Origin of the sequence: Pueribacillus sp. YX66 (assembly GCF_041725775.1) — a bacterium.
In the GTDB taxonomy this organism is placed as follows: Bacteria; Bacillota; Bacilli; order Bacillales; family UBA6769; genus Pueribacillus.
In genome coordinates this window covers 62,709-89,558 of sequence record NZ_JBEUEL010000003.1, presented here as the reverse complement: position 1 = coordinate 89,558, position 26,850 = coordinate 62,709, and the positions used below count along the sequence as shown (strand labels likewise).

Here is a 26,850-nt window from a genome sequence, read left to right as displayed (position 1 = left end):
TCCTATGAGCGATCACCGCTACTGTGCAATATATAATACCATTTAATACAAGAATACATCATTCTATTGTGCATTGCAAGGTATTGTTTAAAAAACATAATGAATAAACCGATTCATTTTTTGGAAACATAAGTATATTACGACTGTTTAGGAGTCTTTTCATTGAAAAATATCTTTTCTATTTACAAACATGATTTACAGCTAATCTTCACAAATTGGGCTACCGCGGTCATTGTCTTTGGGCTCATTTTTTTACCGTCATTGTACGCATGGTTTAACATTAAAGCTTCGTGGGATCCTTACGGAAATACAAATCAGCTAAAAATCGCTGTTACGAATAATGATGTTGGTGCAAATGTGTTTGGCGAACAAATTCACATCGGCAATGAAGTAGTAAATGCTTTAAAAACGAATAAAAAACTTGGGTGGACGTTTGTAGACAATGAGAAGGAAGGACATGACGGAGTCATGCACGGAAATTATTACGCTAGTCTCGTCATCCCGCAGGATTTCTCGGAAAAAATCGCATCAGTTGTAACTGATAACCCGACGAAACCAGAAATTATTTATACAGTCAATGAAAAAATCAATGCGATTGCACCGAAAATAACTTCGACTGGAGCATCGAACGTCGTTGATGAAATAAGTTCAAATTTCGTAAAAGTTGCATCGGAAACAATTTTTAAAGTGATGAACGAGCTCGGACTTGAGCTAAAAAAAGAATTGCCTTCAATTAAAAGAGTGCGAGATTTCATTTTTAAATTAGAAAAAAGATTTCCAGAGTTAGAACAAGTCATTAACTCCGGACTCAACGACGCAATTAAAGCAGAAAAAATCGTCTCCGATGCTCAAAACTATTTACCGATCGTTACAGAAATGGCGCAAAATGGGGCGGAACTAACGGACAACATTACTGAATTCCTTGAACGAGGACAACAACTTAGTGAAACAATCGCACCGAACGTAAAACAAGACATGCTTTTACTTGAGCAAGCAGCGCATACAGCAAATAACGTAACGAGTGAAGTTGAACCTACATTTATCGAGCAAACACGCACTCGAATTCAAACAGGTATTACCGTATCAAACAATTTAATTGCGCTGTTTACTAGAATAAACAACTTGTCAGAAGCAAACGTGCTTTCCGAAGAAATTAACCATCTTCAAGAAGTGAACACATTACTTTCAGAACAAGTGAAAGCACTCGATTCTAATATACAGCTATCAGTCGAAAAAACAGACCAGACAGTTGGAATCATCGAAAAAATGCTTAATCGCTTTGACAACGAAATTGAACCAAAGCTTGCACAAGGAATTATGAAAGCTCAACAATCAGCTGAAAAAGCGGAAAAAATGTTAACAGGAATAAACGAAGCAATTCCTGATGTCCAAAAAATTTTAACCGATGCATCAAAAGGACTAGAGATCGGAAAAGACGAAATTGAAACGATAAAACAAAGCCTTCCAGCGACAAAAGCAAAAATTACTGATCTTGCAGATGAAATACGGAAGTTCGAAAAAGAAGCAGATATCGATGAAATCATTGCATTGTTAGTTAATGATTATGAAAAAGAAAGTGACTTTTTCGCTAATCCTATCGTGTTGACTGAGCATAAATTATTCCCTATCCCAAATTATGGATCCGCGATGTCACCTTTTTTCACCGCGCTTTCGTTATGGGTCGGTGCATTGCTGCTCGTTTCATTAATTACCGTTAACGTGCATGACGAACATCAACACTATACGAGCACTGACGTCTATTTTGGACGCTTTTTCACATTTTTAACAATTGCACTGCTCCAATCGGTTATTGTGACACTCGGAGATCTTTATCTTTTGAAAACATACGTCGCGAACCCATTATTATTCGTTCTGTTCGGACTTTTTCTAAGTGCAACGTTCATGCTTATCGTATACACTTTCGTCACTATATTTAACAACGTCGGAAAAGCACTTGCGATTATTTTGCTCGTGCTCCAAATTGCAGGGTCAGGAGGAACTTTCCCAATTCAATTGACGCCTCCTTTTTTCCAAGCAATCTATCCGCTTTTGCCTTTTACGTATGCGATAAGTCTTTTGCGCGAAGCAGTCGGAGGCGTTCTGTGGGATCTTGTTTTAAAAGATTTCGCCATGCTTACGGTTTTTATTGTTTCGACGTTACTGTTAGGACTACTGCTTAAAGAGCCTATTAATAAACTTAGCGCCCCTTTGAAGCGAAAAGCGAAATCGGGAAAACTTATTCATTAGATTCACGTCTTTGAAATTCATTTTCTGTTTTATTAAGTAGGCGAACGGTCCATCGTATTTTGTCTTTTCCTCGTTCAAGCGGACGTTTTAGTAAATCGTCGTGCTGTTTTATAGAATTCCGTTTAAGTTTTGCGGGGCCAAGCAAAAAAATCTCTCGTATGATTAAGGCTGTCAAACGGTATTTCCGTATACTTGAAGCAATTTTTAAAGAACAGCATACTATTTACCGTTATCACTTGTCAGTATCAAATATTTTTTACCTTTTAGCTAGATTACTGGGAAAATTTATGAAACTCTAGTAAGTAACGATAATTATAAGCATAAAGACAGAACCGTCTCCGAATCGAGGGGGAGCGATTGTAATCATCAGCCCTTTGCGGTATATCCCTCCAAAGATAAATTAAAACACAATCGTTTTATTACGATGAACGAGAATCCGATCTTCTAAATGCCATTTTACTGCACGTGCGAAAACACTCCGCTCAATCGAACGACCGATTTTCTTTAAATCTTCTACGTTGTCACGATGATCAACTCGATGGATATCTTGTTCAATAATTGGACCTTCATCAAGATCATTCGTTACGTAATGCGACGTTGCACCGATTAGCTTCACCCCACGCTCATACGCACGTTCGTACGGTTTTGCGCCGACAAAAGCAGGCAAAAACGAATGGTGAATATTAATAATCCGATTCGGATGTTTCGCAACGAAATCCGGCGTTAAAATTTGCATATATCTCGCAAGTACAATGAAATCGACGTCATACTCTTCAAGCAACTGTAATTGTTTCTTCTCGACTTCCGCACGGATATCTTTGTTTGCAGGAATGTAGTAAAACGGGATGCCAAGTGGCTCGACGTGCTCTCGTGCATCTTCGTGATTGCTAATGACGAGCGCGATATCAGTCATTAAGTCTCCGTTTTGCCATTCCCATAAAAGCTCTAGCAAACAGTGCAACTCTTTCGAAACGAAAATGGCCATTTTTTTTATGTCAAATACATATGTAAAGTCCCAGTCCATTGAGAATTGATGTGCGATTGTTGCTTCAAACGCAGCTTCTATCTCTTTCGACTTTGCTTTTAAATGGTCACATTCAAAAACAATGCGCATGAAAAAACGTCCGCCTTCAGGGTTAGTTGAATATTGGCTCGACTCTATAATGTTCGCCCCTTGTTCAAACAAAAATTGCGATACAGCTGCCACAATCCCAGGTTGGTCGGGACAGTCGATTAAAAGTCTTCCTCTGTTTTTCTTTTCTTCTTGAAACGCTTTTATTCGTTGTCTAATTTTCGAACTCATTGCTTCTCCCTCTTCACATATAATCTCATAATGAACAATTATACTATTGTCTCTTTACCGTGTCATTGCTCGACCTGAAGCTAACGCGAAAATCTTTATTAATTTTCTCAATTTCTATGAATATACTAGTGCTGACACATGTCTTAAAAACATTAGTTTTAGAAACTTACATTCTACTGCTATGAAAAATTTTAATTATTAGCTTCAAATGACAAAAAATATACTAGAAAAGGACTTACACAATGATCTTCGGGTTAACTATGATTTTAATTCTCGTGCTGTTTCTCCCTTTCTACGTAAAACAAGTTGAACAAAACTTAGAAGCTTTCCTATTCGTCATGGGTTTAGCAACTACGGTCATAAGTGGAGTATTAGATCGAACGCTATGGTTAAAAGCGTTGCAAGATCCCATTCAGATTACATTAGCGGTTTTACTAGCAGGGACCTTGTTTAAATGGTTTCACCGACAATTAGAAAAAACGATTCATGCGATGAGCAACATCATGTCACTTCGGATGTTTCTTGCTCTGTTCGTAATGTTTCTCGGACTCGTATCAAGTATGATTACAGCAATTATCGCATCTCTCGTCCTTGTCGCAGTCGCTTCAATTTTAAAACTGGATCGAAAATCTGAATTACAATTCGTCGTTCTCGCTTGCTTTTCAATCGGACTCGGTGCAGCATTAACACCGATTGGAGAACCACTCTCAACAATTGTTGTAAGCAAATTAAATGAAGATTTTTTCTATTTAATTCATTTAATCGGATTGTATATCATTCCTGCCGTTGCCATCTTTGGACTTCTCACTGCAGTCATCGTTAAGCCGAAAAATGAAATAAATCGATTGTCGAACAGTGGTAACGATGAAAGCTACCTTGACATTATTGTTCGTTCACTTAAAATCTACTTGTTTGTTATGGGATTAACGTTGTTAGGAGCAGGGTTTGAACCCTTTATCGAACGATATTTACTTCATTTAAGTCCATATATTCTTTATTGGATTAATATGATTTCAGCCATCCTCGACAATGCGACACTTGCAGCTGCTGAAGTTAGCCCTGCAATGAATACAGAAACTTTACAAGCTATTTTACTAGGATTACTCATTAGCGGTGGCATGCTCGTCCCTGGGAATATTCCAAACATTATTGCGGCTGGCAAATTGAACATTACGAGCAAAGAATGGGCACGCTTTGGCATTCCGATCGGTCTCATCGCAATGTTCGTTTACTTTTTAGTTATTCTTATTGTCTAATCCAACAAACGAGTTAGGAATACAGACAAACCGTTACTTTCAAACAATTGTTCTTCAGTGAACTGCTCCCACCACTTACTACCCTTACGGGTCGCTTGAAGTGGGAAATTGACCGAGCTAACACTCTTGTTCCAAAAGTTATGTTCTTTATGCTAATAAGCGCAATCCTTCATTTTTGATATTGATTGCTGAATTGTGATCACGATCGAATACAAAACCGCAAGAACACTTATACACACGTTCGGACAACGGCATTTCTTTTTCTATTCCTTGAAGATGGGAGACTTCTTTCGGAAATTAAATTATTCATTCCGTCAGTCCGACTGAAATAAAATTTTCGAATAGCATGACTATGGTTCGGTCCATATTTTTTCGCACTCATTTAATTAACTTTGGATTAACAATTTTGAGTTGCACGTGCTACTTTAATCGTTATCGTGACAAGCCTTTACACTACGTCCATCACCGTTTTTTCCGCTCTCTCCGACCCGAGCATCCCACTTGCTTAGTGAAACGACATCAATGGTAAATATAGGGCAATCGATCGGCAACTTACTCGTAGAGATAAATCGCTCGTTATTACTTGCGTTATGATAACAGCTAATAAGAACTAAAGGAATAAATACGTGAATGGCTTACACAACTTCCCCATAACCCAAGTGACGAGTATTCACTTGGGTTTTTTTATAATTTCCTAGTGTATAAAATAAAAAAGCGCACACATATCTGCTTTTCGATACGTGTGCAAATGGCGTTCCACTCACTGATTGGAGGAGTATATTGTGGAACACTACTGTCAAAGAAACGGTTGAACAACCATCGCCTACCATAAAGTATAAGCTTTCACAAAAGATTGATCATCCCGACAATTGTAGTGTTTTTTTACTTGTGCTAAAGTCTCATCCGAGCGCTTTTGCAACAAGTTCAGCTAAATCGTACGTTTGAACATGTTCTGCTTCGAACGCTTTCACTCCATCGTCCATCATCGTTAAGCAATATGGACAGTTCGACCCTATAATTGTCGGTTTTTCGTTCATCGCCTGTTTGACACGCGTCTCATTCACGCGAAGACCCTCATCTTCTTCCATCCACATTCGGGCACCACCTGCGCCACAACACATACCATCTTCTTTGTTCCGATCCATTTCAAGCAAGGTCACTCCTGGGATCGCTTTTAATATATCCCGAGGAACGTCGTAAATTCCGTTATAACGTCCTAAATAACACGAATCATGATAAACAATTCTTTCTTGCAACTCATTTGTCAATGAAATTTTATTTTCGCGAATGAGCTGTGCGATAAGCTGAGTATGGTGAATAACCTCGACGCCTTCTAAGCCAAAATCGGGATATTCATTTTTGAAAACATTATAAATATGTGGATCAATCGTTACAATTTTTTTCACGTTATATTTTTCGATTTGCTTAATGTTTCTTTCCGCTAACTCTTGAAACAAATATTCATTACCAAGACGTCGGATCGTATCACCCGTGCTTCGCTCTTGATTCCCAAGGATTGCAAACTTCACACCTGCTTCGTTCATAATTTTTACGAAATCAAACGCAATTTTTTTCGAACGATCATCGTACGAAGCCATTGAACCGACCCAAAACAAATACTCAAAATCATCGGTTTCTTTCACCGTTGGAATGGCTAAATCAGGCCTCTCATCGCGCCACTTCACTCGATCTTTTCGACTGATCCCCCACGGGTTACTTTGCCGTTCGTAATTACTCATCATTCGCTGTGCTTCGACAGGCATACTCCCTTGTGTTAACACAAGATAACGACGCATTCCATAAATAAGTGACAAGTGTTCGTTGCCAACTGGACATTGGTCCTCACAATTTCGGCACGTCGTACACGCCCAAATTTCTTGCTCAGTGACAACATTTCCTATTAAGTTAATATCCATGATGTTGCCTTCCGTTAGCCGATACGATTCAGACTGATGTCTTAACGTCGGACGAATATCGGTATGCAAGTTTGGATCAGGGTCAAATCCTTCTGGAGCTCCATGCGCAAATGGAACGTCTTCCATCATATGAATAAACCCTTTCGGATTCCCAAGAATTCGTCCAGTCGTCCACGGGGATTTTTCAGTAATCACTTCACCTTTTTCATTCAAATGCTCGCGAACTTTTGTCATAATGTGCATCGGCGAAAGCATTTTTCCAGTATTTGAACCTGGACACATATTCGTACAACGTCCACATTCGACACATGCATATAAATCAAGCAGCTCTCCACGTGTAAAGTCCTCGACTCGTCCAACACCAAATTCTTCCGCCGTTTCATCTGTAAAATCGATCGGAAGCATTTTGCTCGGAGGTCCCATTCGCGAAAACAAAATATTAAAAGGCGCAAACAATAGGTGCGCATGTTTCGACTGCGGAACATACACCATGAACGCTAACAAAATAAGTAAATGCACCCACCAGAAAAAGTAAAAAAGCCAATAGGCTGCATCAGAACTAACAAAACCAAAAATAACTTCAAACATCGAACTGAATGGACGAATCCAGCTCGGCTCAAGTCCGATCCAAAGTGCTTCAAACGCATAACTTAACAACACACTGAGCATTAACCCGCCAATAAAATAAATGACGAGCGTTGCTTTAACGTTCTGTTTTAATCGAGGCAAACGTTCACCAAACCTGCGATAAGCTGCATACAGAATTGCAATTAAAACCGCGGTTACCGTAAACTCTTGTGACAACGTGTAAAAAGGGTAAAGCTCTCCAAACGGCCATTTAAAATCTGGATAAAACCCTTTAATAATGAGCTCAAAAGCCCCTAACTGCACAACAAAGAAACCGTAAAAAATGAACAAGTGCATAATTCCACTTTTACGGTCTTTTAAAATTTTTGAATGACCAAATACTTGACGAAACGTCACGCGCAATCGTTCTTTCCAATCTTTAAATTCTCCCGTATCTTTGCCAAGTGACATGAACCGATACCGTATGTAAATGCTATAAATAAAGGCATACACGCCGTAAGCACTCACAGCTGCCGCCACTAGCGCGAAAATGACAAACGTAAGCGAAGGTCCCGTCATCCTAATTACACTCCTTTTCTAGCTGACAAATCCTCTCATTAGGATGACCAAGTTTTCGACAAAACATTACATGCTTAAAAAAAAATAGGCTCGTTTAACGTAAATTAGCACATTGAAACAGCCGATGATGAATCGTTATTAACTTCGCTCCATGACCTGCGGAGGCTCAACATCATAAATGACAGGTTCTTGTTGCTTTAAATCTGCATACGTGTTAAAGATTTCCGGGTTATAAATGATTTGGAGTGGCGACGGTTCCATAGGTAATTAGTTTATTTGTTTATACCAACATGAGAACGTGAAAATAAACAGTCAAAAACAATGGTCTTGAATGTCTTTTAGTGTTGTTAAAAGAACGTTTAGTTTCGCCACGAATTTTTTTCTGAAAATTCAATCCTTCTAATTGTAAATGCTTATATTTATACGTAATCTTATGTTTCGTTAAAAATTTCCGCAAATCATCAATCAAAAAGCTGTAACATTAAAGGGTTTCCGAAATGAAAACACATCGTCCCCTCACCTTTCTAGCCACTTATGCAAATAAACGAAAATACAAGTCCCATAGCTGTGCTCCATACGTATAACTAATCAATGAAGCAAGTCCAATAAACGGGGCAAACGGCATCGGCTGTTTGTGTTTTAATTTTCGCATTATGATAAGTACAAGACTAAACAACATACCGAGAAACGCAGCTAAAAATAACGTTAGCAAAACGCCTTTCACACCAACGAACAATCCAAGTACGGCAAACAACTTAATATCACCGCCACCTATTCCGCCTTTACTCACGACTGCAATGAGATACAGCAGTCCGAAACCGAGTAATGCTCCGACATATGCATCCCACCACGGTATCGTCGGGATAAATAAGCGAACAATGAAAGTTGTCATTCCGAATAACAATAACACTTTGTTCGGAATGAGCATTTTATGTAAATCAGAAATGGATACGATAATAACAAGTGAAATGAGTAAAAGTGCGATAAGCAACTCTTTTGACCATCCCACCACTATGGGTGAGATCGTAAAAAGACATGCTGTCAATAACTCAAACAATAGATATTTTGGAGAGAACGATTTTTGGCAATTTTTACATCGACCTTTTTGCAAAACATACGAGACGACTGGGATCAATTCCATTGCCGCGAGCTGTTGCTGGCAGTTCGGACAGTGTGAACGCGGTGTCACGATCGACTGCTTCTCAGCTGTTCTTATCCCAACAACATTGTAAAACGAACCAAAGATAAGACCAACTATGAATAAATAGCTATATAACATAATATCAAGCATCTCTGTCTTCCTTTGCTATGAAATTGAATCGGGTCTCAACACCAAAGCGCTGAGATTAAAAACTATTCGATTGAGACGTCCTTCTTCATTACATATCTTTCTACCGTAGTTTTCTATAGTTAAAGTCGCAGCAATTGAACATTTTTTCACACTTTAACTGAATATTCGAAAAATTATATGGTGTTTTCAGCCTGGTTTCTTTTTTTCAATGTTTTGTCAGTTCGATATTGAAACGATGAACGTGAGATTAGAAATTCACCTATTTTTTGTTCATATACAAACATGATGTAAAGGCCGGTTGCACCATTTACTCCATACGACTTAGGTGCCCAAATACAAGTCGCATCTCATCGTTTCCTTAAACCTAATTCTTTTTTACTATGCATGTATAGATTAACAGTGGGTAAATTCATTGTCAATAATTTCTAAGTAATTTTACGGTTTTATTGTCCACTTTTAGGAATTTTGTAAGATTCATTACCATTTTTGTAAATTATCTTAGTTTCTTTGAATTGTTAAACTATTCGTTTATATATATGTTAGAATTGTTGGATAAGCATGGAAGGAGTGTTTTATAAATCAGCTTGGTTCAATCATAAAAAATCCCTTTATTATGATCAATAACAAAATGTGGAGGTTCTTTTCCTATTATGAAGTTGAAACCATTTTATTTAGTAAGTATCACGATTTTACTCATGCTCATCGGCTGTGGAGCAAACGATGATGATGGAACTGTAAATGAGAGTAAAAATAATGCCTCTGGGAAAGAAATTATCATTGGCTTAGATCCATACGATTATGCGACTATTCCTGCCTATCTTTCAAAAGAAATTTTAGAACGTGAAGGATACGATGCAACCATTCAAGAAGCTGAGGTTGGTATTTTATACGAAGCGCTCTCTGAAGGCGATATTGATGTATACATTGATATTTGGTCTCCGAACATACAAAAAGCTTATTTAGAAAAGTATGAAGGCGACTTTGATATCATTGGAACGCTTTATTCTGGTGCGCCAGTTGGATTAGCCGTCCCAGAATTTATGGACCATATTAACTCTACGGAAGATTTAGAGACTTATATCGATGAATTCGATGGTATGATTTATTCAGTTGAAGCTGGTAGTGGAATGGATCAAACAACAAGAAGATTAATTGAAGAATATGATTTAGATTATGATGTGACAAATAGTAGTACCCCTGCAATGATTGCGCAAGCGAGTAAAATGATTGATGATAATGAACCGATCGTTTTCAACGCGTGGCGCCCACATACGATGTTTAAACTGCTTGACATTAAGATGATTGAAGACCCGAAAGACATTTGGGGTTCGGATGATGTCCAAGTCGGAGCCGTATTTGACTTGAAAGAGAAAGCACCAGAAGCATATACACTTTATTCAAATATGGAATTCACACTCGATGAAATTGAAGAATGGCTACTGAAAATGGAGCAAGACGGGAAAGAGCCTGCTGAACTTGCAAAAGAATGGGTAGACAATAACGAAGACCGTGTCAATAAATGGCTCGAAAAGTAATGTAAGCTACAACAAACAACAAACTTCCATCGCCTCGCAAAAGAGGTGATGGAAGTTTGTTTATTAATTCCATGGCAATAGTTTCTTCTCAAGCCATTGTAGCGTGCGATTAAACGTTAAGCCAAGTAGTGATAAAATTAAAACTCCGACCATTAATTTCGATGTAATCATTAAGTTACCATAGTGAAGGACCATCGAGCCGATCCCTTGTTGTGCAGCGATCATTTCAGCGGCAACGAGTAAAAGAAGCGACGTACCTGCCGCCAACTTTAGTCCCGCAAATATCATCGGTAAGGCACCTGGTAAAATGACTTTTCGAATGACATTGAGATGGTTCGAACCGAATGTAACTGCTGCTTTAATAAGCATTTGGTCAACATTTTTTACACCAGAATACGTATTAATGACGACTGGGAAAAAGACACCGAGAGCGATAATCGTCACTTTTGATAATTCACCAATCCCAAGCCACAAAATAAATAGTGGCAAAAGAGCAATTTTTGGGATTGGGTAAATCGAATAAACAACCGGCGTTCCGATCGCATCTGCCCAGCGCGAAAACCCGAGTAACAGTCCGATAAGAATACCGAACGTTGCGCCGAGCGCATACCCAATTATAATTCGATACAAACTCGCTAATAAGTTGTCGACGATTTCACCATTGATGAGCATGTTCCAACCATCGGTTAAAATCGTTGTTGGTGCAGGCAAGAATAACGGAGAAACGAAACCTAAGCGAGCAATCGCTTCCCAAATAACAAGCAAACCAGCGATGCCAAGTACGGATGCATAAACAGGTACTTTCTGGTCAAGGAAGGCAACACGGTTCGTAATCACTTTCCTCTGTTTTTCAGCCACCGTCTACCCCTCCTTCAACGCTTCTTCGGCATCATGGCGGATGAGCTGCCAAATCTCATCTGCATAGTGCTCAAATTTTTCACGATGTTCTTCGTCATTTCGACCGTTTTTTGGCAAATCAATATCAATAATACTTTTAATTTTTCCTGGATGACGTGATAAGACGATGACCCGATCAGCTAAGTACACCGCTTCTTGGATGTTATGCGTCACGTAAAGAGTGCTTAACTTCGTACGGTTCCAAATGGTTAGTAGCTCCTCTTGCATGATCGTCCGTGTCTGTGCATCTAAAGCTGAAAACGGTTCGTCCATTAAGAGAAGATCAGGTTCAATAGCGAGCGCCCTTGCAATACCAGCACGCTGCTTCATTCCACCCGATAACTGTTTTGGATACGCTTTTTCAAAGCCCGTTAATCCAACCATATCAATGTAATATTGACCTTTTTCTTTTTGCTCCGCTTTGCTTAACTTTCTTTCTTGTAGACCGTATATGACATTTTCATAAACAGTGCGCCAAGGAAAAAGGGCAATCTCTTGAAAAACAATCCCTAAATTTGGCGTTTTTTCATGTAATCCTTCGCCTTCAAAATAAACAGAACCTGTCGTAGGGGAAAGAAGCCCCCCGACGATGTTCAATAAGGTTGATTTTCCGCAGCCACTTGGACCAACAAGTACGACAAATTCTTGATCCGATATTGTAAAATTTATATTTTCAAGTGCGGTAACTTCTTTTTTCTTTGAATCGATGAATGTCTTACTAACATCCTCGATGACTATTTTCATGATGACTTCACTTCCCTAATCTTAAAAGGCCAGAACCTTATAAGCTCGCCCTGCGAGTTGCGAGTCACATATTCTAATCTCGGTTCTTTTTTCCTTTCCAATCGGATACATTATTCAAGCGATTGAAGGGCCTCTTCAAGCAACTCTGTGTTCACAATGTCATTTACATCAATCGCTTCATCAATTAAGTTTTCTTTCGCATACCAATCGACTTGCGTTTGGATGTCTGAAGCGAGTAATTTTCCATCACGGTCCATGTAAGGAAGACCTTTTTTAATTAAATCAGGTTCTTGGTCCGTATATTTCGCAATGATTTCAATTACTTCATCATAGTTTTCACCTGGTACGACTTCATCGCCTTCTTTAACTAACACAGCATCATAGTAGTAGTTCGTAGCTCGAATGTAGGCCTTTAAGAAACGTTTTGCTGCATCTTCATTCTCAGCAAATTTTTTCGAAAAGAAAATACCTGATGTTTGATAGTCAATTTCATCCCCAATTTGTGTAATGACTTTTCCGTACCCTTCATCAACCGCGACAGAAATGTTCGGCTCGTTTAATAGAACCGCATCGACTTGCTTACTTTCTAACGATTCCATTAGCCCCGGGATACTATTTAGTGGGACGAGTTCGACATCTTTAACGGATAAGCCGTGCTCTTCAAGCACGCGGCCAGCCATGTAATGGTATGTTGAACCTGTTTGAGTAATGCCGATACGTTTTCCTTTTAACTCTTCAATTTTCTCTACATCAGAATCGTTTGGAACGAGAAATGCAGTGGACGAATAGCCTTTTTGCTCTCTTCCTTTATCTGCAACGATAAGCAACTCTTCTCCACCGGCAACCATATTGTATAAGCTTGCTGTAATCCCTGTTGCACCAACATCAACATCTCCAGACGTTGTTGCGACAGCGATCGGTTGAGCTGCGTCAAACCATACTTCATTTGCATCAATGCCTTCTTCTTCAAAGAACCCTTTTTCGATGGCAATAAATAATGGCGCTGAGCTTGTCAGCTTGAGCATACCGATATCAACAGATACGGTTTCTGTATTGTCTTCTTTGCCTGTATCCGTTCCTGCTTGTTTTTCTTCGTCACCATTTCCTCCACAAGCTGCAAGGACGAGTGTTAAGACGAATAAAGAAATGAATGCTAAAAGTCCTTTTCTCTTCATTAGTGACATTTGTGTTACCTCCAAAATCTAATTATTTATTTAATGTCGCCACTGTAATACGTGTTCTTCTCCGTTTTGAAAAAACTTCGTGAGTAGTACAATTTGCCCCGTATGATAAGAATAGTGCGTTGCCGTATGATACACAAGGTCAAGTAGCGGCTTTTCGTATGATTTCATTGCTTGGTCAAATGGATAATGGATGTTTACAATCGTTGCAAAATCTTCTTCTGTTAGCATTTGTAAAATCGCTCGTGATTGTTCTCTCGTTGTAGTTAACTTCTCGCTTAACTCCTGTATGGAAAAATTTCCGTTCGCGAGAAATTCTGCTGATCGCGTTCGAATAAATGGGTTCTTCCCTATCCCACTGACGATATTTTGATATTCATTACCTGCTAGATGTAAACAAAGATTACCTACGCTATTCATGGAATACCTTGGCTTTTTCCAAACGTCATCATCAGAAAGCCGTGATAATGACGTATGTATGCGTGCTAGTTCGGTATCCATGAAGTAAAGCGTTTGTTTAATAAAAGGATGCATTTCCATTTACTTTGAAATTATTGAAGAGCCAGCGATCCCAGGATGTGTCATTTCAAATGGATCGAGAATTTGATTCAATTGATCCTCAGATAAAAGTTTGTATTCGATACATAACTGACGAACAGAACTACCTGTTTCTAACGCTTCTTTCGCTACTTTCGTTGCCGCTTCATACCCGATATGTGGATTTAATGCTGTAACAATACCAATGCTTTGTTCAACGTAGTCATTACACACTTCTTCGTTTGCGACGATACCTTCAATACAATATTGTCTGAAGACGTTGAACACGTTCGTCATCATGCTTAATGATTGATGAAGATTGTAGACAAGAACCGGTTCCATCACGTTAAGTTCAAACTGACCAGCCTCTGAAGCGAGACTAATGGTTTGATCATTTCCGATCACTTGGAACGCTACTTGATTCACGACTTCAGCCATCACAGGGTTCACTTTACCTGGCATAATCGATGAACCTGGTTGACGAGCAGGCAACTGAATTTCGCCGAAGCCAGTTCGTGGTCCTGATGACATGAGGCGAAGGTCATTTGCAATTTTTGACACATTGACCATACAAATTTTTAACGCTGATGATACTTCTGTATAAGCGTCCGTGTTTTGCGTTGCATCAACGAGATGCTCTGCACTTCTTAACGGATGTCCACTTAATCGACTCAACAATTCAACGACTCGTTCGATATATTTCGGTTCTGCGTTCAATCCCGTTCCAACTGCAGTCGCACCCATATTCACTTCATATAAATTTTCCCGCGTTTGTGCAACTCTTTTCATATCACGTGAGAGCACACGTGCATACGCTTCAAACTCTTGACCTAATCGAATCGGAACAGCATCTTGCAAATGCGTTCTACCCATTTTAATAATACCATCAAACTGTTCAGCTTTCCCTTTGAAAGTGTCTCGAAGCTCCGCCATCGCTTTTAATACTTGTTCAATAAGTGTTAACGTAGAAATATGAATCGCAGTCGGAAAGGAGTCGTTTGTTGATTGCGACATGTTGACATGCGTGTTCGGACTTAAAATTTTGTAGTCACCTTTCTCTTCTCCGAGCAGTTCAAGCGCGCGGTTTGCAATCACTTCGTTTGCATTCATATTAATCGATGTACCTGCACCACCTTGGATCGGATCGACGATAAACTGATCGTGTAGCTTTCCCGCAATAATTTCTTCAGCCGCTTTCACGATCACTTTGCTACGCTCTTCATCGAGTTGTCCTACTTCAAAGTTTGCAATCGCAGCAGCTTTTTTTACAATCGCTAGTGAGCGAATAAGTTCTGTATTTAACTGATGTCCTGTAATCGGAAAATTCTCAACTGCACGTAACGTTTGTACCCCATAATAAACATCAACTGGAACTTCTTTTGAGCCAATTAAATCAGATTCTATTCGTATAGACTTCTTCTCCATTCATATATCTCTCCTCTTTTTAACATTTACAAATTGTCCAGAAATCAATTCAAGTAAAATTCTTATATCTTTTAAAACTACATGAAACACGAAAAAATAGCAATCAACCTTTTGCATTATTAAAAAAATGTTCACAACTTAAGGTTGTAGATTTCGACAATGACAGACATTCATTTTACAACTTTTACCTGTATTTACACTCCTTAAGTCTTTGTTAATAGAAATAAAAAAAGGGCTTCCATCAAGGTTACCCTTCTCATTTATTTATTCTTCTAACAATAACGATGCGAGCTCGATTGGAGACAGCGACTTTCCATCTTTGTAAGCGCGCATGTTACCTCCTGAAATTTCATCAATCAAAGCGATCTGTTGTTCAACGCCAACTCTGCCAAATTCAAACTTAATATCATATAATTCGATCTCTTTTTTTGCTAGTTCCGTTTTTACAAGGTTGGCGATTTGAACGGTTAACTTTTTTAAAATTGTATAGTCTTCACGTGAAAGAATATCGAGCATCGCGAGTGCATCTTCGCTAATCGGAGGGTCACCGCGCTCATCATCTTTAAGTGTCACTTCAACAAAAGCATCAAGTGCTTGTCCTTCTTTTGCATATTTTCCGTAACGACGCAAAAAGCTCCCAACCGCACGATAACGGCAAATCACTTCAAGCCCATCACCAAACATTTCCGCTGGCTTCACTTTCATCGTCGCATTCTCCACATCAGCATCAAGATAATGAGTCGGAATTCCACGCTCATTCAACAATTCAAAAAAGTACTTCGTCATCCGCAGTCCAGCTCGCCCCGCTCCTTCGATCGATAACCCGACCGTATTCGCTCCTGGATCGAACACACCGTCTGCTCCTGTCACATCATCTTTAAATTTAAGCAAATAGGTTCCATTATCAAGCGCATAAACATCTTTCGTTTTTCCTGTATACGTAAGCTTCATATTTAAATATCCTCTCCAGAGTTCATTCTTCTTCATTATGCTATACACGTTTTACCGAAAGCAAGAGGCGCCATTAATTATATTGGAGAGAAAAATAATAGAATCGCCAATACAGGAAAAAAAACAGATATCATATATAAAACGACTCCTGCCGCTTTATTCTCTTCTTTCCATACTTGGTGACCTAGTTTAAATGTGTAATACATTAAATAGAGCGCAACAGCTATATAAAAAACTTTCACGTTCCACCACTCACTTCCGGTTTACGTAATTTTGCCGGTTTCGTTTGCTCTCCAAAATTTGCAATTTCAACGTTGTAATGAACTTTTACGTTTGCATTTTGGTATTTCTCTTCCCAATCAAACGCTTCAAACGACTGAATTGTCTTAAACTGTCTGCGCGTTTTCAAATGCCATAAAAAAGGTTCTGCTTTAAACTCATTTTGTGTTTTTTTAATCATATCCAACGTCCTTTTAGTTAATTGCTCTCGTAACGATTGCTTTAAAATGTTTTGTTTTTTTGCATTGGTTGAATAATTCGTTAAACTTAAATCTGACATTATTTGCAACCGAACTTGGAGCGAAACATCTATGTCAATCGGACTTTTGCTAAGATCAATTTTTATTCTCGGAGGTTGTACACTAGTAATTCGAGCCGTAATCGGAAAATTTTCTCTAAGCGGATCGATAAACGTATCTTGTGCATTTCTTGAAATTGCTTTCTCCCTTAGTGCGAGTGAAATTCTTGTTTCACGACCGCTTAAAGTTCCAATCATTTTACCGTATTGGAATACTGCCGATCCGATCATTTGAACCGGATCGCCACCTTGTTGTGGCAATTCACCAGCAGAATATCCTTCATTCTTCGGTTCGCTATTTAACTTTTCTGTTGTTGCATACGCTGTTAAAAACAACTCCCCTCCAAGTCTTTGGAAATAACGGTTTAAATTCGCATCTGGTACAAAACCAACATCTTCCCACCGTTCACGCATATATTGATAATATTTATGCGGACGGGTTTCTAACATTGGCTTATTTGCATGAATAAATGCCTTCGCAGGCTCTTTGCTCACAATATAACTAATCACACGGCGCGTTTCTTGCTCTATAATCATGGAAGACATCACACGGTGATGCAAATCTGAGCGTGCTAATTCTTCACCGACAATTAAAGTTTGCAAATGTCGAAAGCTCATTCGTCTAGTTACAATACTATTCGCTAGCTCTTTCGCTGCCGAAATGTCAGGTGCTGAAAGTGTTATAATTTCACTCGGTGGTTCGTTCGCTTCATCCCCGCGCGCAGATGAACCGACTTGCGGATTGGCAATTTGAAACGTCACTTCGATAAAATTTTCTTTTTCGTGTTTATCAATCCCAATAACGACGACATAGGCTCGCTCCTCTAATTCCTGTTTATCCCAACATCCAGTTAGTAAGAACAAGGATGTAACCGCACACAAAAGGAAAAATTTTTTTATCACTGTATCCTCCCTTTCCACTTGTCTATCACCCATAACAAAATGGGTAAGAAAAAAGCGAACCACGAACCACATACAACGATTACCTTTCTATAATGAGTAAGCGTAAAAATATTCTCAGGAAATAAACCAATTAAAAAAACGAGACCAGCTAACGGAAGCATCAATCGAAAATTCTCTTTCAGGCGTAAGAAACCTGCTAATAAAAAAGATGACAAGAATAAATAAAGCGCAAAATGAATCGCTGTCACCATCGACCAAAATCCTAAAAACAAACCTTCTATATGAGATACAGTCTGACCAATTGTAACGTATCTCGTCAGTTGCTGATATGGGAAGTTCATATGAGCAACACCAGGATAGTCAAACACGAGCACGAGTAAAGCGAGGAAGAATGAAAGTTGAACACATGAAAAAATAACCCCTACGTACGAGCTTTTCCGAAAGGCTTTATCATTCCGCAAAAACGGGTAAAACGCTGTTAATATAATCACTTCACCGATGATCGAACTATATTTTACACTTTCCTTCATCACTGTCATGATGCCAGGACCTTCAATCGGAAAGAAAAACTCCCAATTTATTTGACGCCAAGTAAAAATAACAAGAAACACCATTAATACTACGAGATAAGGAAAAACAAGCCATGCCGTTCGCCCAATTGTTTCAAAACCACGTTTAGCAATAAAAAAACTTGCGGTTACAATTAAAAAAAACAAAACCGGAAACGGTGTTTTTTGGTAAAATAACGTGTTCACAATTTCGGTATGACTACGGAAATTAACAATTGTACTAGAAAAGAATAAAACAAATAAAAAAGAAACTATAATTGTACCGATAACATTCCCTGTTAATTTAATAATAAGTTCTACAAAACCCTTTTGGTGTTTTTTTAACAAAGCGAGTAACATTAAAAAGGGAACGATAAAAAAGAGTAGTGAGAAAAGCGGGATCATCCAAGCTGCATTTTTGCCAACTTCATATAACAAATCCGGTGTCGCATCTTTAAACTTAATACCGATCATAAAAATGATCAAAGTAGTAAATTCTTTTACGCCGACTTTCCCATCATTCAATTTAATCATTTTTTCTCCCCTTCCGGTTTTTTCATCCTCTGTTTATTTTTGGGAGAAAGATTTGAGGGGCGCCACCATTGCTTTTGAACAGGTGGGCGAACATATAAATCTTTTGATGATGGGACAGCAGGAGCTAATGGTGAAAAAAACGGTACACCAAACGACGAATAAGAAGCCGCATAGGCAAGAAAAACAACAAAGCACAGTGACAGTCCAAGAAAACCCATAAAGGCTGCAGCCCCTAAAAAAATAAACCGTGTAATTCGGACCGTAATGTTAAAGCCTATATCCGGAATCGCAAATGACGATAACCCTGTAATCGCTACAACGATGACAAGAATCGGACTGACGACGTTCGCTTCAACAGCCGCTTGCCCAAGAATAATTGCTCCAACGATTCCAATCGTTGGACCTAATGCATTGGGTATGCGAATCCCTGATTCGCGCAAAATTTCAAATGTAATTTCCATAATCAATATTTCCCAAAGTGCGGAAAACGGAATCCTTTCTCGTGATGCTGCGATTGCAAGCATTAAATCCGTTGGAAGCATTTCCGGATGAAACGTTGTCACCGCTATATAAATAGCGGGCACAAATAATGTAATCATAAGCGCTAAAAAGCGAACGAGTCTTAGGAAGTTACCCGACACCCAACGTATATATTGTTCTTCTGCCGTATGTACTAACGTCCAGAACGTAATTGGAACGATGAGTGCTAATGGAGAACCTTCCATTAATAACGCAACATGCCCTTCACGTAAAAAAGAAACTGTGCGATCCGGTCGTTCCGTCGTAAGCGTAGATGGAATTAATGAATACGGCCGCTTTTCGATAAGATGTTCTAGTATCGTAATATCTACTAAAACGTCAATCTTAACTTTATCTAACCTTTTTTTTACTTGTTTAACAATCTCTTCATCAGCAATATCTTGAATGTACATAATCGTAAGTTGTTGCGGCTCACGATCCCCAACCGTCATCATTTCGCTCATTAAATTTGGATCTTTTAATCGTTTACGGATGAGCGAGCGGTTCGTCGATGCTGATTCGTTAAAAGCTTCTTTCGGACCTTTGACAACAACTTCTGTTGATGGTTCTACAATTTGACGCTCCTCAAAGCCTTGTGTTTCAACAGTAATCGCATCACTTTCATCTTCAACAAAAACGATCGTGTTGCCTATAAGCAATTCATCTATAACGGATGGGACTCGATTAATCTTTTTGCCACTTTTAACAGTTAAAACTTCTCGAAGAAGAAAAGTCGGGACATCTTCTTCATGTATCGTTCGAACGGTGTCACCTACTAACGGTTTTACGACTCGCTCTTCGACTTCTTTTGCTGATGCTGCTCCTTCAACATATAAAATGATCGCCTCTCTATTTAAAAACGAGATATACACCTCGCGAATTTTCAATGCATGGCTTTTTGGGTAGTGAAAAATTTTCTTAATTCGATCAACATTGTGCTGTAAATGTTTTGTTATAACATCCATACATAAGCAACCCCAAATGTGTATTAGTTATTTCTATTGTTTTCCAGCCCGCTGTAAAGTATGCATTTAAAAAAGAATGTCGATATTTGCAAAAAACAGTTGACTTTTTATTGCCTGATTGTCATAATAACAAGAACAATTTAAATCTTTTTGCCTTTAAAAAAGTCCAGTGAGGCTTAAAAGGTTAACGGAACGCCAACATCTTATGCTCGAATGCGTTCTTACATTGCTATAGAATCCGTATCACCTTGCCTTTTATTGGACGAGGTGTTTTTATTTTTTTGTCTCTTTTTTATCTTTATTGTTCGCTTCACAGATTGCAAAACTTGCGGACAGCGCCTCAGTTTACTAAAAGCATTGAGCAATATCTTCGGCTTTCGGCTAATGCTTTTTCGCTGGAGCCTACGTGTATTCAGAAAATCATTCATAGTTGGGAGAGATTATGATGAAACAGAGGGAAATTCAGGTTGACGAACGATTACCATTAGCTCAAAGTTTGCCACTAAGCTTACAGCATTTATTCGCCATGTTCGGATCGACAGTTTTAGTTCCAATTTTGTTCGGAGTCGATCCAGCTATCATTTTACTTATGAACGGGATCGGTACACTACTGTACATTTTCATTACGAAAGGACAAATTCCAGCGTACTTAGGTTCAAGTTTTGCATTCATTTCGCCAGTCTTCGCCGTTCTCGATAAGTATAATGGTGTGGAAGGTTACAGCTATGCGCTTGGAGGTTTCTTTGCGGTCGGAGTCGTCCTCGTCATCGTTTCACTTATTGTAAAAATAGCTGGTACAAGCTGGATTGACGTGATTTTTCCACCTGCCGCAATGGGCGCAATCGTGGCGGTAATCGGTCTTGAACTCGTTCCAGTTGCTGCGGAAATGGCAGGTTTAATTCAGCCTACTGATGTTCAAAACTGGACGATGGATCCGAAAATTGTTACCGTTTCTTTGCTTACCCTATTATTAACGATCATTTTTTGGGTAACATTACGTGGATTTTTAAAAATTATTCCCATTTTACTTGGGATTGTTTCCGGTTACGTCATCGCATACTTTTTCGGAATTCTTGATTTAAAAAACGTGCAAGAAGCGGCTTGGCTTTCATTGCCAACATTTTACGGGATTCAATTCAATTGGTCGGATATGTTAATTATTTTACCTGCTGCACTTGTCCTTATTCCCGAGCATATCGGTCACCTTGTTGTGACAGGCAATATCGTAAAAAAAGATTTAATGAAAAAGCCTGGGCTTGACCGCTCATTAATGGGAAATGGGATTTCAACAATGATTTCAAGTTTTGTAGGTTCAACGCCAAATACGACGTACGGCGAAAACATCGGGGTACTTGCAATTACTCGTGTGTATTCAACATGGATAATCGGTATTGCAGCCGTTATCGCGATGATTCTTTCCTTCTTTGGAAAGCTTGCCGCACTCATCTCATCGATTCCAACACCTGTCATGGGCGGTATATCACTTCTTTTATTTGGAATCATTGCAGCGAGTGGCATTCGGATGCTTGTTGAATCAAAAATTGATTATAGTAAAGCACAAAACTTAATTTTAACTTGTGTCGTGCTCGTTATTGGGATTAGCGGAGCAGCCATTAACATCGGGACAGTTCAGTTAAAAGGAATGGGACTAGCGACGATCATTGCGATTGTGCTTAGCTTGTTCTTTAAGTTACTTGAAGTTCTGAAACTATCGAATGAATAAACAGAAAAAAGACGCTCGGCTGTATAATGTATAGCCTTACGTCTTTTTTCATTTATGCTAAATTCACTATGATGCAATACCGCGATCAACTGAATTTAATCGACGATTGTTCGATGCAATAATGTAAATGAAAAATGCCCAAATGAGTACTGCAATAATCGAACCGATGTTAAAAATTCCTTTTTCAGCTGTCCACATAATCGAATAACCGATGGAACCAGCAATTAATGAGTAATAGACAAATGGTATGAGTGTTTTTCGAATTACGTGTCCTTCTTTACCGAGCATACCAACGACCGCAGATGCCGCGACGACGTTGTGTACACAAATCATGTTCCCGGCAGCTCCGCCTACAGCTTGAAGAGCAACCATCCATGAACCATCTACAGCAATTCGATCAGCAACGCCAAATTGGAAGTACGAGAACATCATGTTACTCACTGTGTTCGAACCTGCTACGAATGCACCAAGTCCTCCGACGAATGGAGCAAAAATTGGATAAACTGAACCAGCCAATGCAGCTACACCGTCGGCAAGCGCAATTGGCATTTGGTCATAACCCGCTGCCCCACCTCCGCTATTAATAAACACTTGTACCATCGGGACAGTAAAAACGAGTGCCGTTGAAGCACCGAGCATTGTTTTCCCTGATTCTTTCCAAGCTTTACTATAGTCAGTCGCATTCATATTGTGTACGAAATACGTAATAATTGAAACAATGATAAAAATAAATCCTGGTGAATATAAAATTTCCCAATTTGAAGAAATGTCTGTTCCAAAAATGTTTGGAATCGAGATTTTTACATCACGAATGGCTGTTTGCAATGGTTTAATTAATCTTGTCGCCAGCAACAATAACGCGACGAAAATATATGGTGACCATGCGCGCACCATGCTAATTTTGCCTGCGTGAGCATCGTTATTTTTAATTTCTAATTTACCATTCCATAACGGATCCCAACGATCTTTCGGTTCAAAATCCCATATTTCATCTTTCGGCATGAGAAAGCCTTTTTTCGCAGCTGGGATTACAATCGCTAACCCAATAAGTCCTCCAATCATAGACGGAAACTCTGGTCCGAGAAGGTGTGCAACAATTATATACGGGATTGTCATCGCTAGTGAAGCAAAAAGTGCAAATTTCCATACTCTTAAACCTTCACTAAACGATTTGTTTTTTCCAAAAAATCGCGTTAAAAATGCTGCTAAAATTAACGGCACGAAAAGCCCAGCGATTGTATGAATCGTTGCAACTTTTGCTGCTGTTTCGAATACAAATCCGTCAACGTCCGCAAGTTCAGCTGCTCCCATTCCCGGACCAACCCCGCCAAGCATCGGTGTACCGACAGCACCGAACGAAACGGGTGTACTTTGAATAATCATTCCAGAGACAACCGCTGCCATTGCTGGAAAACCAAGGCCAACAAGTAATGGTACCGCCACAGCTGCAGGCGTACCGAATCCAGAAGCACCTTCAATAAATGAACCGAAGAGCCATGCGATAATAATCACTTGAATCCGACGGTCTGGTGTAATGTCTGTAAATCCGCGACGAATCGTATGAAGACCACCACTTTCCTGCAGTGTGTTCAACAGTAATACGGAACCAAAAATAATAAATAATAACGTGATAGCGGTTACAAGACCATGCACGGATGCAGCAGCGATTTGAGAAAAATCAACCTTCCAAACAAACAATGCTAATAGAACTGCCGCAATGTAAGATAACGGCATCGCTCGACTAGCTGGCCATCTTAGCCAAACTAAAAAAATACCGACAACAACAATTGGCAATAATGCCAAAATTGCCAATGTTCCTGTACCCATATAAAATCCCCCTTTTAATAAAGTTATTTTATTTTTTAATAAACCATAAGAAGGAACATACAGATCCTTCTTATGATTTAATTAAAACGAAAGGTTCCACTGCTTCTAGCAATAGATCAGCAATATGGACGACACGAATGCTGTCAGCTAATCCTTCATTTTCAACCCCAAGCTTCATTTGCAACAAACAGCCTGGGTTTGATGTGACAATTGTCACTGCATTTGTTTCTTTCACATGCTTCATTTTACGTTCAAGAATTTTCGTTGACATTTCAGGTTCTAAAATATTATATATACCAGCTGAACCACAACAATGGTCAGCATTGTTCATTTCCTTATAAGAGATACCGTCAATCGCTTGCAATAGTTTACGAGGCTCTGTTGATACTCTCATAACATTGCGTAAATGACACGAGTCTTGATAGGTTACTACTTGTTCGGGGAGCGATAACGGTTTCTTTAAAAAATCTAGTTCAATGAGTAAACTCGATAAATCTTGCAATTTACTAGTGAATTGTTGCGCTCGTTCTGCCCACTCTTCATCATTTTTAAACAATTCATCGTAATCGTGAAGAAACGCTCCACATCCTCCAGCATTCGTTATGACAGCATCGACATCAAGCTGTTCAAATGCTTTAATATTTCGTTTCGCCATCTCCTTTGCTGTCTCTTTTTCTCCACCATGTCCGTGTAGCGCCCCACAGCACGTTTGCGGCTCAGGAATACTAATTTCACACCCTGCAAGCTGTAAAAGCTTTATTGTTGCTTCATTCGTTTCTAAAAACATCGTATCCATGAGGCAACCGGTAAAAAAGGCAACTTTTTTCTTTGTCACACCAATCGCTGAGACATGTGTTGGACGCTCTTTCATCATTTTGTAGCCCGGGACGATCGGAAGAATTTTTTCCATATGTTGCAATTGAGTCGGCAGAAATTTAAGCACTCCTGTTTTTCGAGCTGCTTTTTGTAAGCCTGAACGTTGGTAAAACGAAAGCAACCCTGTCATTTTTTTCATTCTTTTTTGTTGTGGAAACAATTTTTTAAACGTTACATTTCTAGCAACTTTAGCTGGTAACGAATGCTTTTTATGTTTATTGATAATGTCACGCGCTTCTTCCAGCAAGTGTCCATATTTTACATTAGAAGGACAAACTGGCTCACACGCACGACACCCTAAACATAAATTTAAATGATTCTCAACATCTTCATCAGGTTCAATTAACCCGTCAGTAACAGCTTTCATTAACGCAATTCGTCCTCGAGGTGATGCCGCTTCATCTTGCGTTTCAAAATATGTTGGACAATGTGGCAGACAAAACCCACACCTCATACAATTTAATAATTGCTCTTCATCCATTCGAAGCTCGAAGTCTATTTGCATCTTTTTCATTGCCCGGTCACCACTCTTTTCCGTTTGTCTTTCGCAAAAATTTTTCCAGGATTCATAATGTGATTCGGGTCAAATGCTTGTTTTACTTGTTTCATAATTTCAATGCCAGCACTACCGAGCTTCATTTCTAAATAAGGGGCTTTCACTTCTCCGACTCCGTGTTCGCCGGTAATCGTACCACCTAACGAAATTGCTTTTGCAAAAATTTCTTCAAAGGCTTGTTCAACGCGTTTAATTTCAGCTTCGTTACGAACATCGGTTATACACGTCGGGTGTAAGTTTCCATCACCCGCATGTCCAAATGTGCAAATCGTTACATCATATTTTTCAGCTATTTCATTAATTGCATTTACCATCGTCGCAATTTCTGAACGCGGTACTGTCGCATCTTCTAAAATGGTCGTTGGTTTCAAGCGTGCAAGGGCCGACAATGCTGTACGTCTTGCCTCTTTTAAATCGTGTGCTTCTTCATCAGAGTTTGCGACTTGTACATTAATTGCCTTCTGTTGTGTGCAAATTTCGGCAATTTTGACAATATCACGTTCAACAACTTCTGCAGGACCGTCTTGTTCGATTAACAAAACAGCTTCAACATCTGTCGGCAAACCAATCTTTGCAAAATCTTCTACAACTTGAAGTGTTGGTTGATCAAGAAACTCTAATGTTGTCGGTATAATTTTATTAGCAATTATCGCGGAAACCGTTTCTGCTGCAGCTTCTAAACTATCATATTGAGCAAGTAATGTTTTTTTCGTTTCTGGCATTGGAATAAGTTTTAAAGTCGCTTCCGTAATAATACCTAATGTCCCTTCCGAACCAACAAATAGTCTCGTTAAATCGTAACCAGCGACATCTTTAGCTAACTTTCCGCCTGTCCGAATAATCTCTCCGTTCGGAAGTACGACTTCGAGTCCTAGTACGTAATCACGAGTAACACCATACTTTAATCCTCTTAATCCACCAGAATTTTCATTTAAGTTTCCGCCTATTGTCGAGATTTTCATCGAACTCGGATCAGGTGGGTAAAACAACCCTCTTTTTTCGACTTCGTTTATCATTGTTTGTGTAACAATACCTGGCTGTACAGTAACAGTCAAGTTAGACTCATCGATTTCAAGGAGTTTATTCATACGGTTAAAAAGTAACACGATACCCCCTGAAGTCGGACAAGTACCTGCTGCTAAATTCGTACCTGAACCTCTAGGAACAATCGGAACTTTATACTCATTACACAGTTTCACAATTTCACTAACTTCTTGCGTATTTCTTGGCGAAATGACCGCATCTGGTAACGATTGAAACTGTGGTGTAGCGTCGTAAGAGTAAACGAGTAAACTAGCTTTCGAATCTGTTACATTTTCCTTTCCTACGATATTTACTAATGCTTCCTTTATATCATTTGCAAGCATTTTTCATCACCTATTTTAAGTATAAG

At 39.1% G+C, this 26,850-nt stretch carries 19 protein-coding genes, 1 pseudogene and 1 riboswitch; of the genes and pseudogenes, 4 read left to right on the top strand and 16 right to left on the bottom strand.

Annotated elements, in window-relative coordinates; genetic code table 11:
* Nucleotides 1-162: 162 nt before the first annotated feature.
* Nucleotides 163-2,247, top strand: a complete 2,085-nt coding sequence (locus tag ABU914_RS02450) for a YhgE/Pip family protein (RefSeq protein WP_379668173.1) — start codon at nt 163-165, stop codon at nt 2,245-2,247.
* A gap of 400 nt (nt 2,248-2,647) precedes the next feature.
* Here the strand turns inward: ABU914_RS02450 and purU are convergent, their stop codons facing one another.
* Entirely contained in the window at nt 2,648-3,550 is a 903-nt protein-coding gene (gene purU / locus ABU914_RS02445; RefSeq protein ID WP_379668172.1) for a formyltetrahydrofolate deformylase, read from the bottom strand.
* 242 nt (nt 3,551-3,792) lie between these two features.
* Between purU and ABU914_RS02440 the strand changes: the two genes are divergently transcribed.
* Nucleotides 3,793-4,806, top strand: a complete 1,014-nt coding sequence (locus tag ABU914_RS02440; RefSeq protein ID WP_379668171.1) for a DUF1646 family protein — start codon at nt 3,793-3,795, stop codon at nt 4,804-4,806.
* A gap of 147 nt (nt 4,807-4,953) precedes the next feature.
* Here ABU914_RS02440 and ABU914_RS02435 read toward each other — a convergent pair.
* The 3 genes and pseudogenes from ABU914_RS02435 to ABU914_RS02425 all read right to left on the bottom strand — a co-directional run.
* A pseudogene (locus ABU914_RS02435) lies at nt 4,954-5,076 on the bottom strand (zinc ribbon domain-containing protein); the annotation flags it as partial.
* A gap of 629 nt (nt 5,077-5,705) precedes the next feature.
* Nucleotides 5,706-7,868 carry a (Fe-S)-binding protein gene (locus ABU914_RS02430; RefSeq protein ID WP_379668170.1) on the bottom strand — a complete coding sequence of 721 codons (2,163 nt, stop codon included), beginning with the start codon at nt 7,866-7,868 and terminating at the stop codon, nt 5,706-5,708.
* 532 nt (nt 7,869-8,400) lie between these two features.
* A complete protein-coding gene (locus ABU914_RS02425) occupies nt 8,401-9,159 on the bottom strand; it encodes a prepilin peptidase (RefSeq protein WP_379668169.1) in 759 nt (252 codons plus the stop codon).
* Between the two features lie 283 nt (nt 9,160-9,442).
* Nucleotides 9,443-9,526: riboswitch (cyclic di-GMP riboswitch) on the bottom strand.
* A 283-nt stretch (nt 9,527-9,809) separates the two neighbouring features.
* Here ABU914_RS02425 and ABU914_RS02420 point away from each other — a divergent pair.
* Nucleotides 9,810-10,694: a glycine betaine ABC transporter substrate-binding protein gene (locus tag ABU914_RS02420; protein WP_379668168.1), complete on the top strand. Its 885-nt coding sequence runs from the start codon at nt 9,810-9,812 to the stop codon at nt 10,692-10,694.
* Between the two features lie 63 nt (nt 10,695-10,757).
* On the opposite strand, the gene ABU914_RS02415 is transcribed toward ABU914_RS02420, so the two are convergent.
* The 9 genes from ABU914_RS02415 to ABU914_RS02375 form a co-directional block, all read right to left on the bottom strand.
* Nucleotides 10,758-11,552 (bottom strand): ABC transporter permease, encoded by a 795-nt coding sequence (locus tag ABU914_RS02415; protein WP_379668167.1) that lies wholly within the window; start codon nt 11,550-11,552, stop codon nt 10,758-10,760.
* 3 nt (nt 11,553-11,555) lie between these two features.
* Nucleotides 11,556-12,335, bottom strand: coding sequence for an ABC transporter ATP-binding protein (locus ABU914_RS02410; protein ID WP_379668166.1), 780 nt, complete (start codon nt 12,333-12,335; stop codon nt 11,556-11,558).
* 110 nt (nt 12,336-12,445) lie between these two features.
* Nucleotides 12,446-13,519 carry an ABC transporter substrate-binding protein gene (locus ABU914_RS02405; RefSeq protein WP_379668165.1) on the bottom strand — a complete coding sequence of 358 codons (1,074 nt, stop codon included), beginning with the start codon at nt 13,517-13,519 and terminating at the stop codon, nt 12,446-12,448.
* 30 nt (nt 13,520-13,549) lie between these two features.
* Entirely contained in the window at nt 13,550-14,050 is a 501-nt protein-coding gene (locus ABU914_RS02400; protein ID WP_379668164.1) for a DinB family protein, read from the bottom strand.
* A gap of 6 nt (nt 14,051-14,056) precedes the next feature.
* A complete protein-coding gene (aspA, locus tag ABU914_RS02395; RefSeq protein ID WP_379668163.1) occupies nt 14,057-15,478 on the bottom strand; it encodes an aspartate ammonia-lyase in 1,422 nt (473 codons plus the stop codon).
* Nucleotides 15,479-15,742: 264 nt separating this feature from the next.
* On the bottom strand, nt 15,743-16,429 hold the full coding sequence (locus ABU914_RS02390; protein WP_379668162.1) for a phosphoribosylaminoimidazolesuccinocarboxamide synthase: 687 nt from the start codon (nt 16,427-16,429) through the stop codon (nt 15,743-15,745).
* Between the two features lie 238 nt (nt 16,430-16,667).
* A complete protein-coding gene (locus ABU914_RS02385) occupies nt 16,668-17,909 on the bottom strand; it encodes a Ger(x)C family spore germination protein (protein ID WP_379668161.1) in 1,242 nt (413 codons plus the stop codon).
* The gene (locus ABU914_RS02380) at nt 17,906-18,991 is read right to left on the bottom strand and encodes a GerAB/ArcD/ProY family transporter (RefSeq protein WP_379668160.1); all 1,086 of its coding nucleotides are present in this window, start codon (nt 18,989-18,991) and stop codon (nt 17,906-17,908) included. Before ABU914_RS02380 ends, ABU914_RS02385 begins: the two co-directional genes overlap by 4 nt.
* A complete protein-coding gene (locus ABU914_RS02375; protein WP_379668159.1) occupies nt 18,988-20,475 on the bottom strand; it encodes a spore germination protein in 1,488 nt (495 codons plus the stop codon). Before ABU914_RS02375 ends, ABU914_RS02380 begins: the two co-directional genes overlap by 4 nt.
* 445 nt (nt 20,476-20,920) lie before the next feature.
* Here ABU914_RS02375 and uraA point away from each other — a divergent pair, with 445 nt between their 5' ends.
* Nucleotides 20,921-22,198 (top strand): uracil permease, encoded by a 1,278-nt coding sequence (gene uraA / locus ABU914_RS02370; RefSeq protein WP_379668158.1) that lies wholly within the window; start codon nt 20,921-20,923, stop codon nt 22,196-22,198.
* A 66-nt stretch (nt 22,199-22,264) separates the two neighbouring features.
* Here the strand turns inward: uraA and ABU914_RS02365 are convergent, their stop codons facing one another.
* From ABU914_RS02365 to glcD, 3 genes are all read right to left on the bottom strand, one after another.
* Nucleotides 22,265-24,025 carry an L-lactate permease gene (locus tag ABU914_RS02365; protein WP_379668157.1) on the bottom strand — a complete coding sequence of 587 codons (1,761 nt, stop codon included), beginning with the start codon at nt 24,023-24,025 and terminating at the stop codon, nt 22,265-22,267.
* 70 nt (nt 24,026-24,095) lie between these two features.
* The gene (locus ABU914_RS02360; RefSeq protein ID WP_379668156.1) at nt 24,096-25,415 is read right to left on the bottom strand and encodes a (Fe-S)-binding protein; all 1,320 of its coding nucleotides are present in this window, start codon (nt 25,413-25,415) and stop codon (nt 24,096-24,098) included.
* Nucleotides 25,412-26,824 (bottom strand): glycolate oxidase subunit GlcD, encoded by a 1,413-nt coding sequence (gene glcD, locus ABU914_RS02355; protein ID WP_379668155.1) that lies wholly within the window; start codon nt 26,822-26,824, stop codon nt 25,412-25,414. The genes ABU914_RS02360 and glcD overlap by 4 nt, the downstream gene beginning before the upstream one ends.
* Between the last annotated feature and the right edge of the window lie 26 nt (nt 26,825-26,850).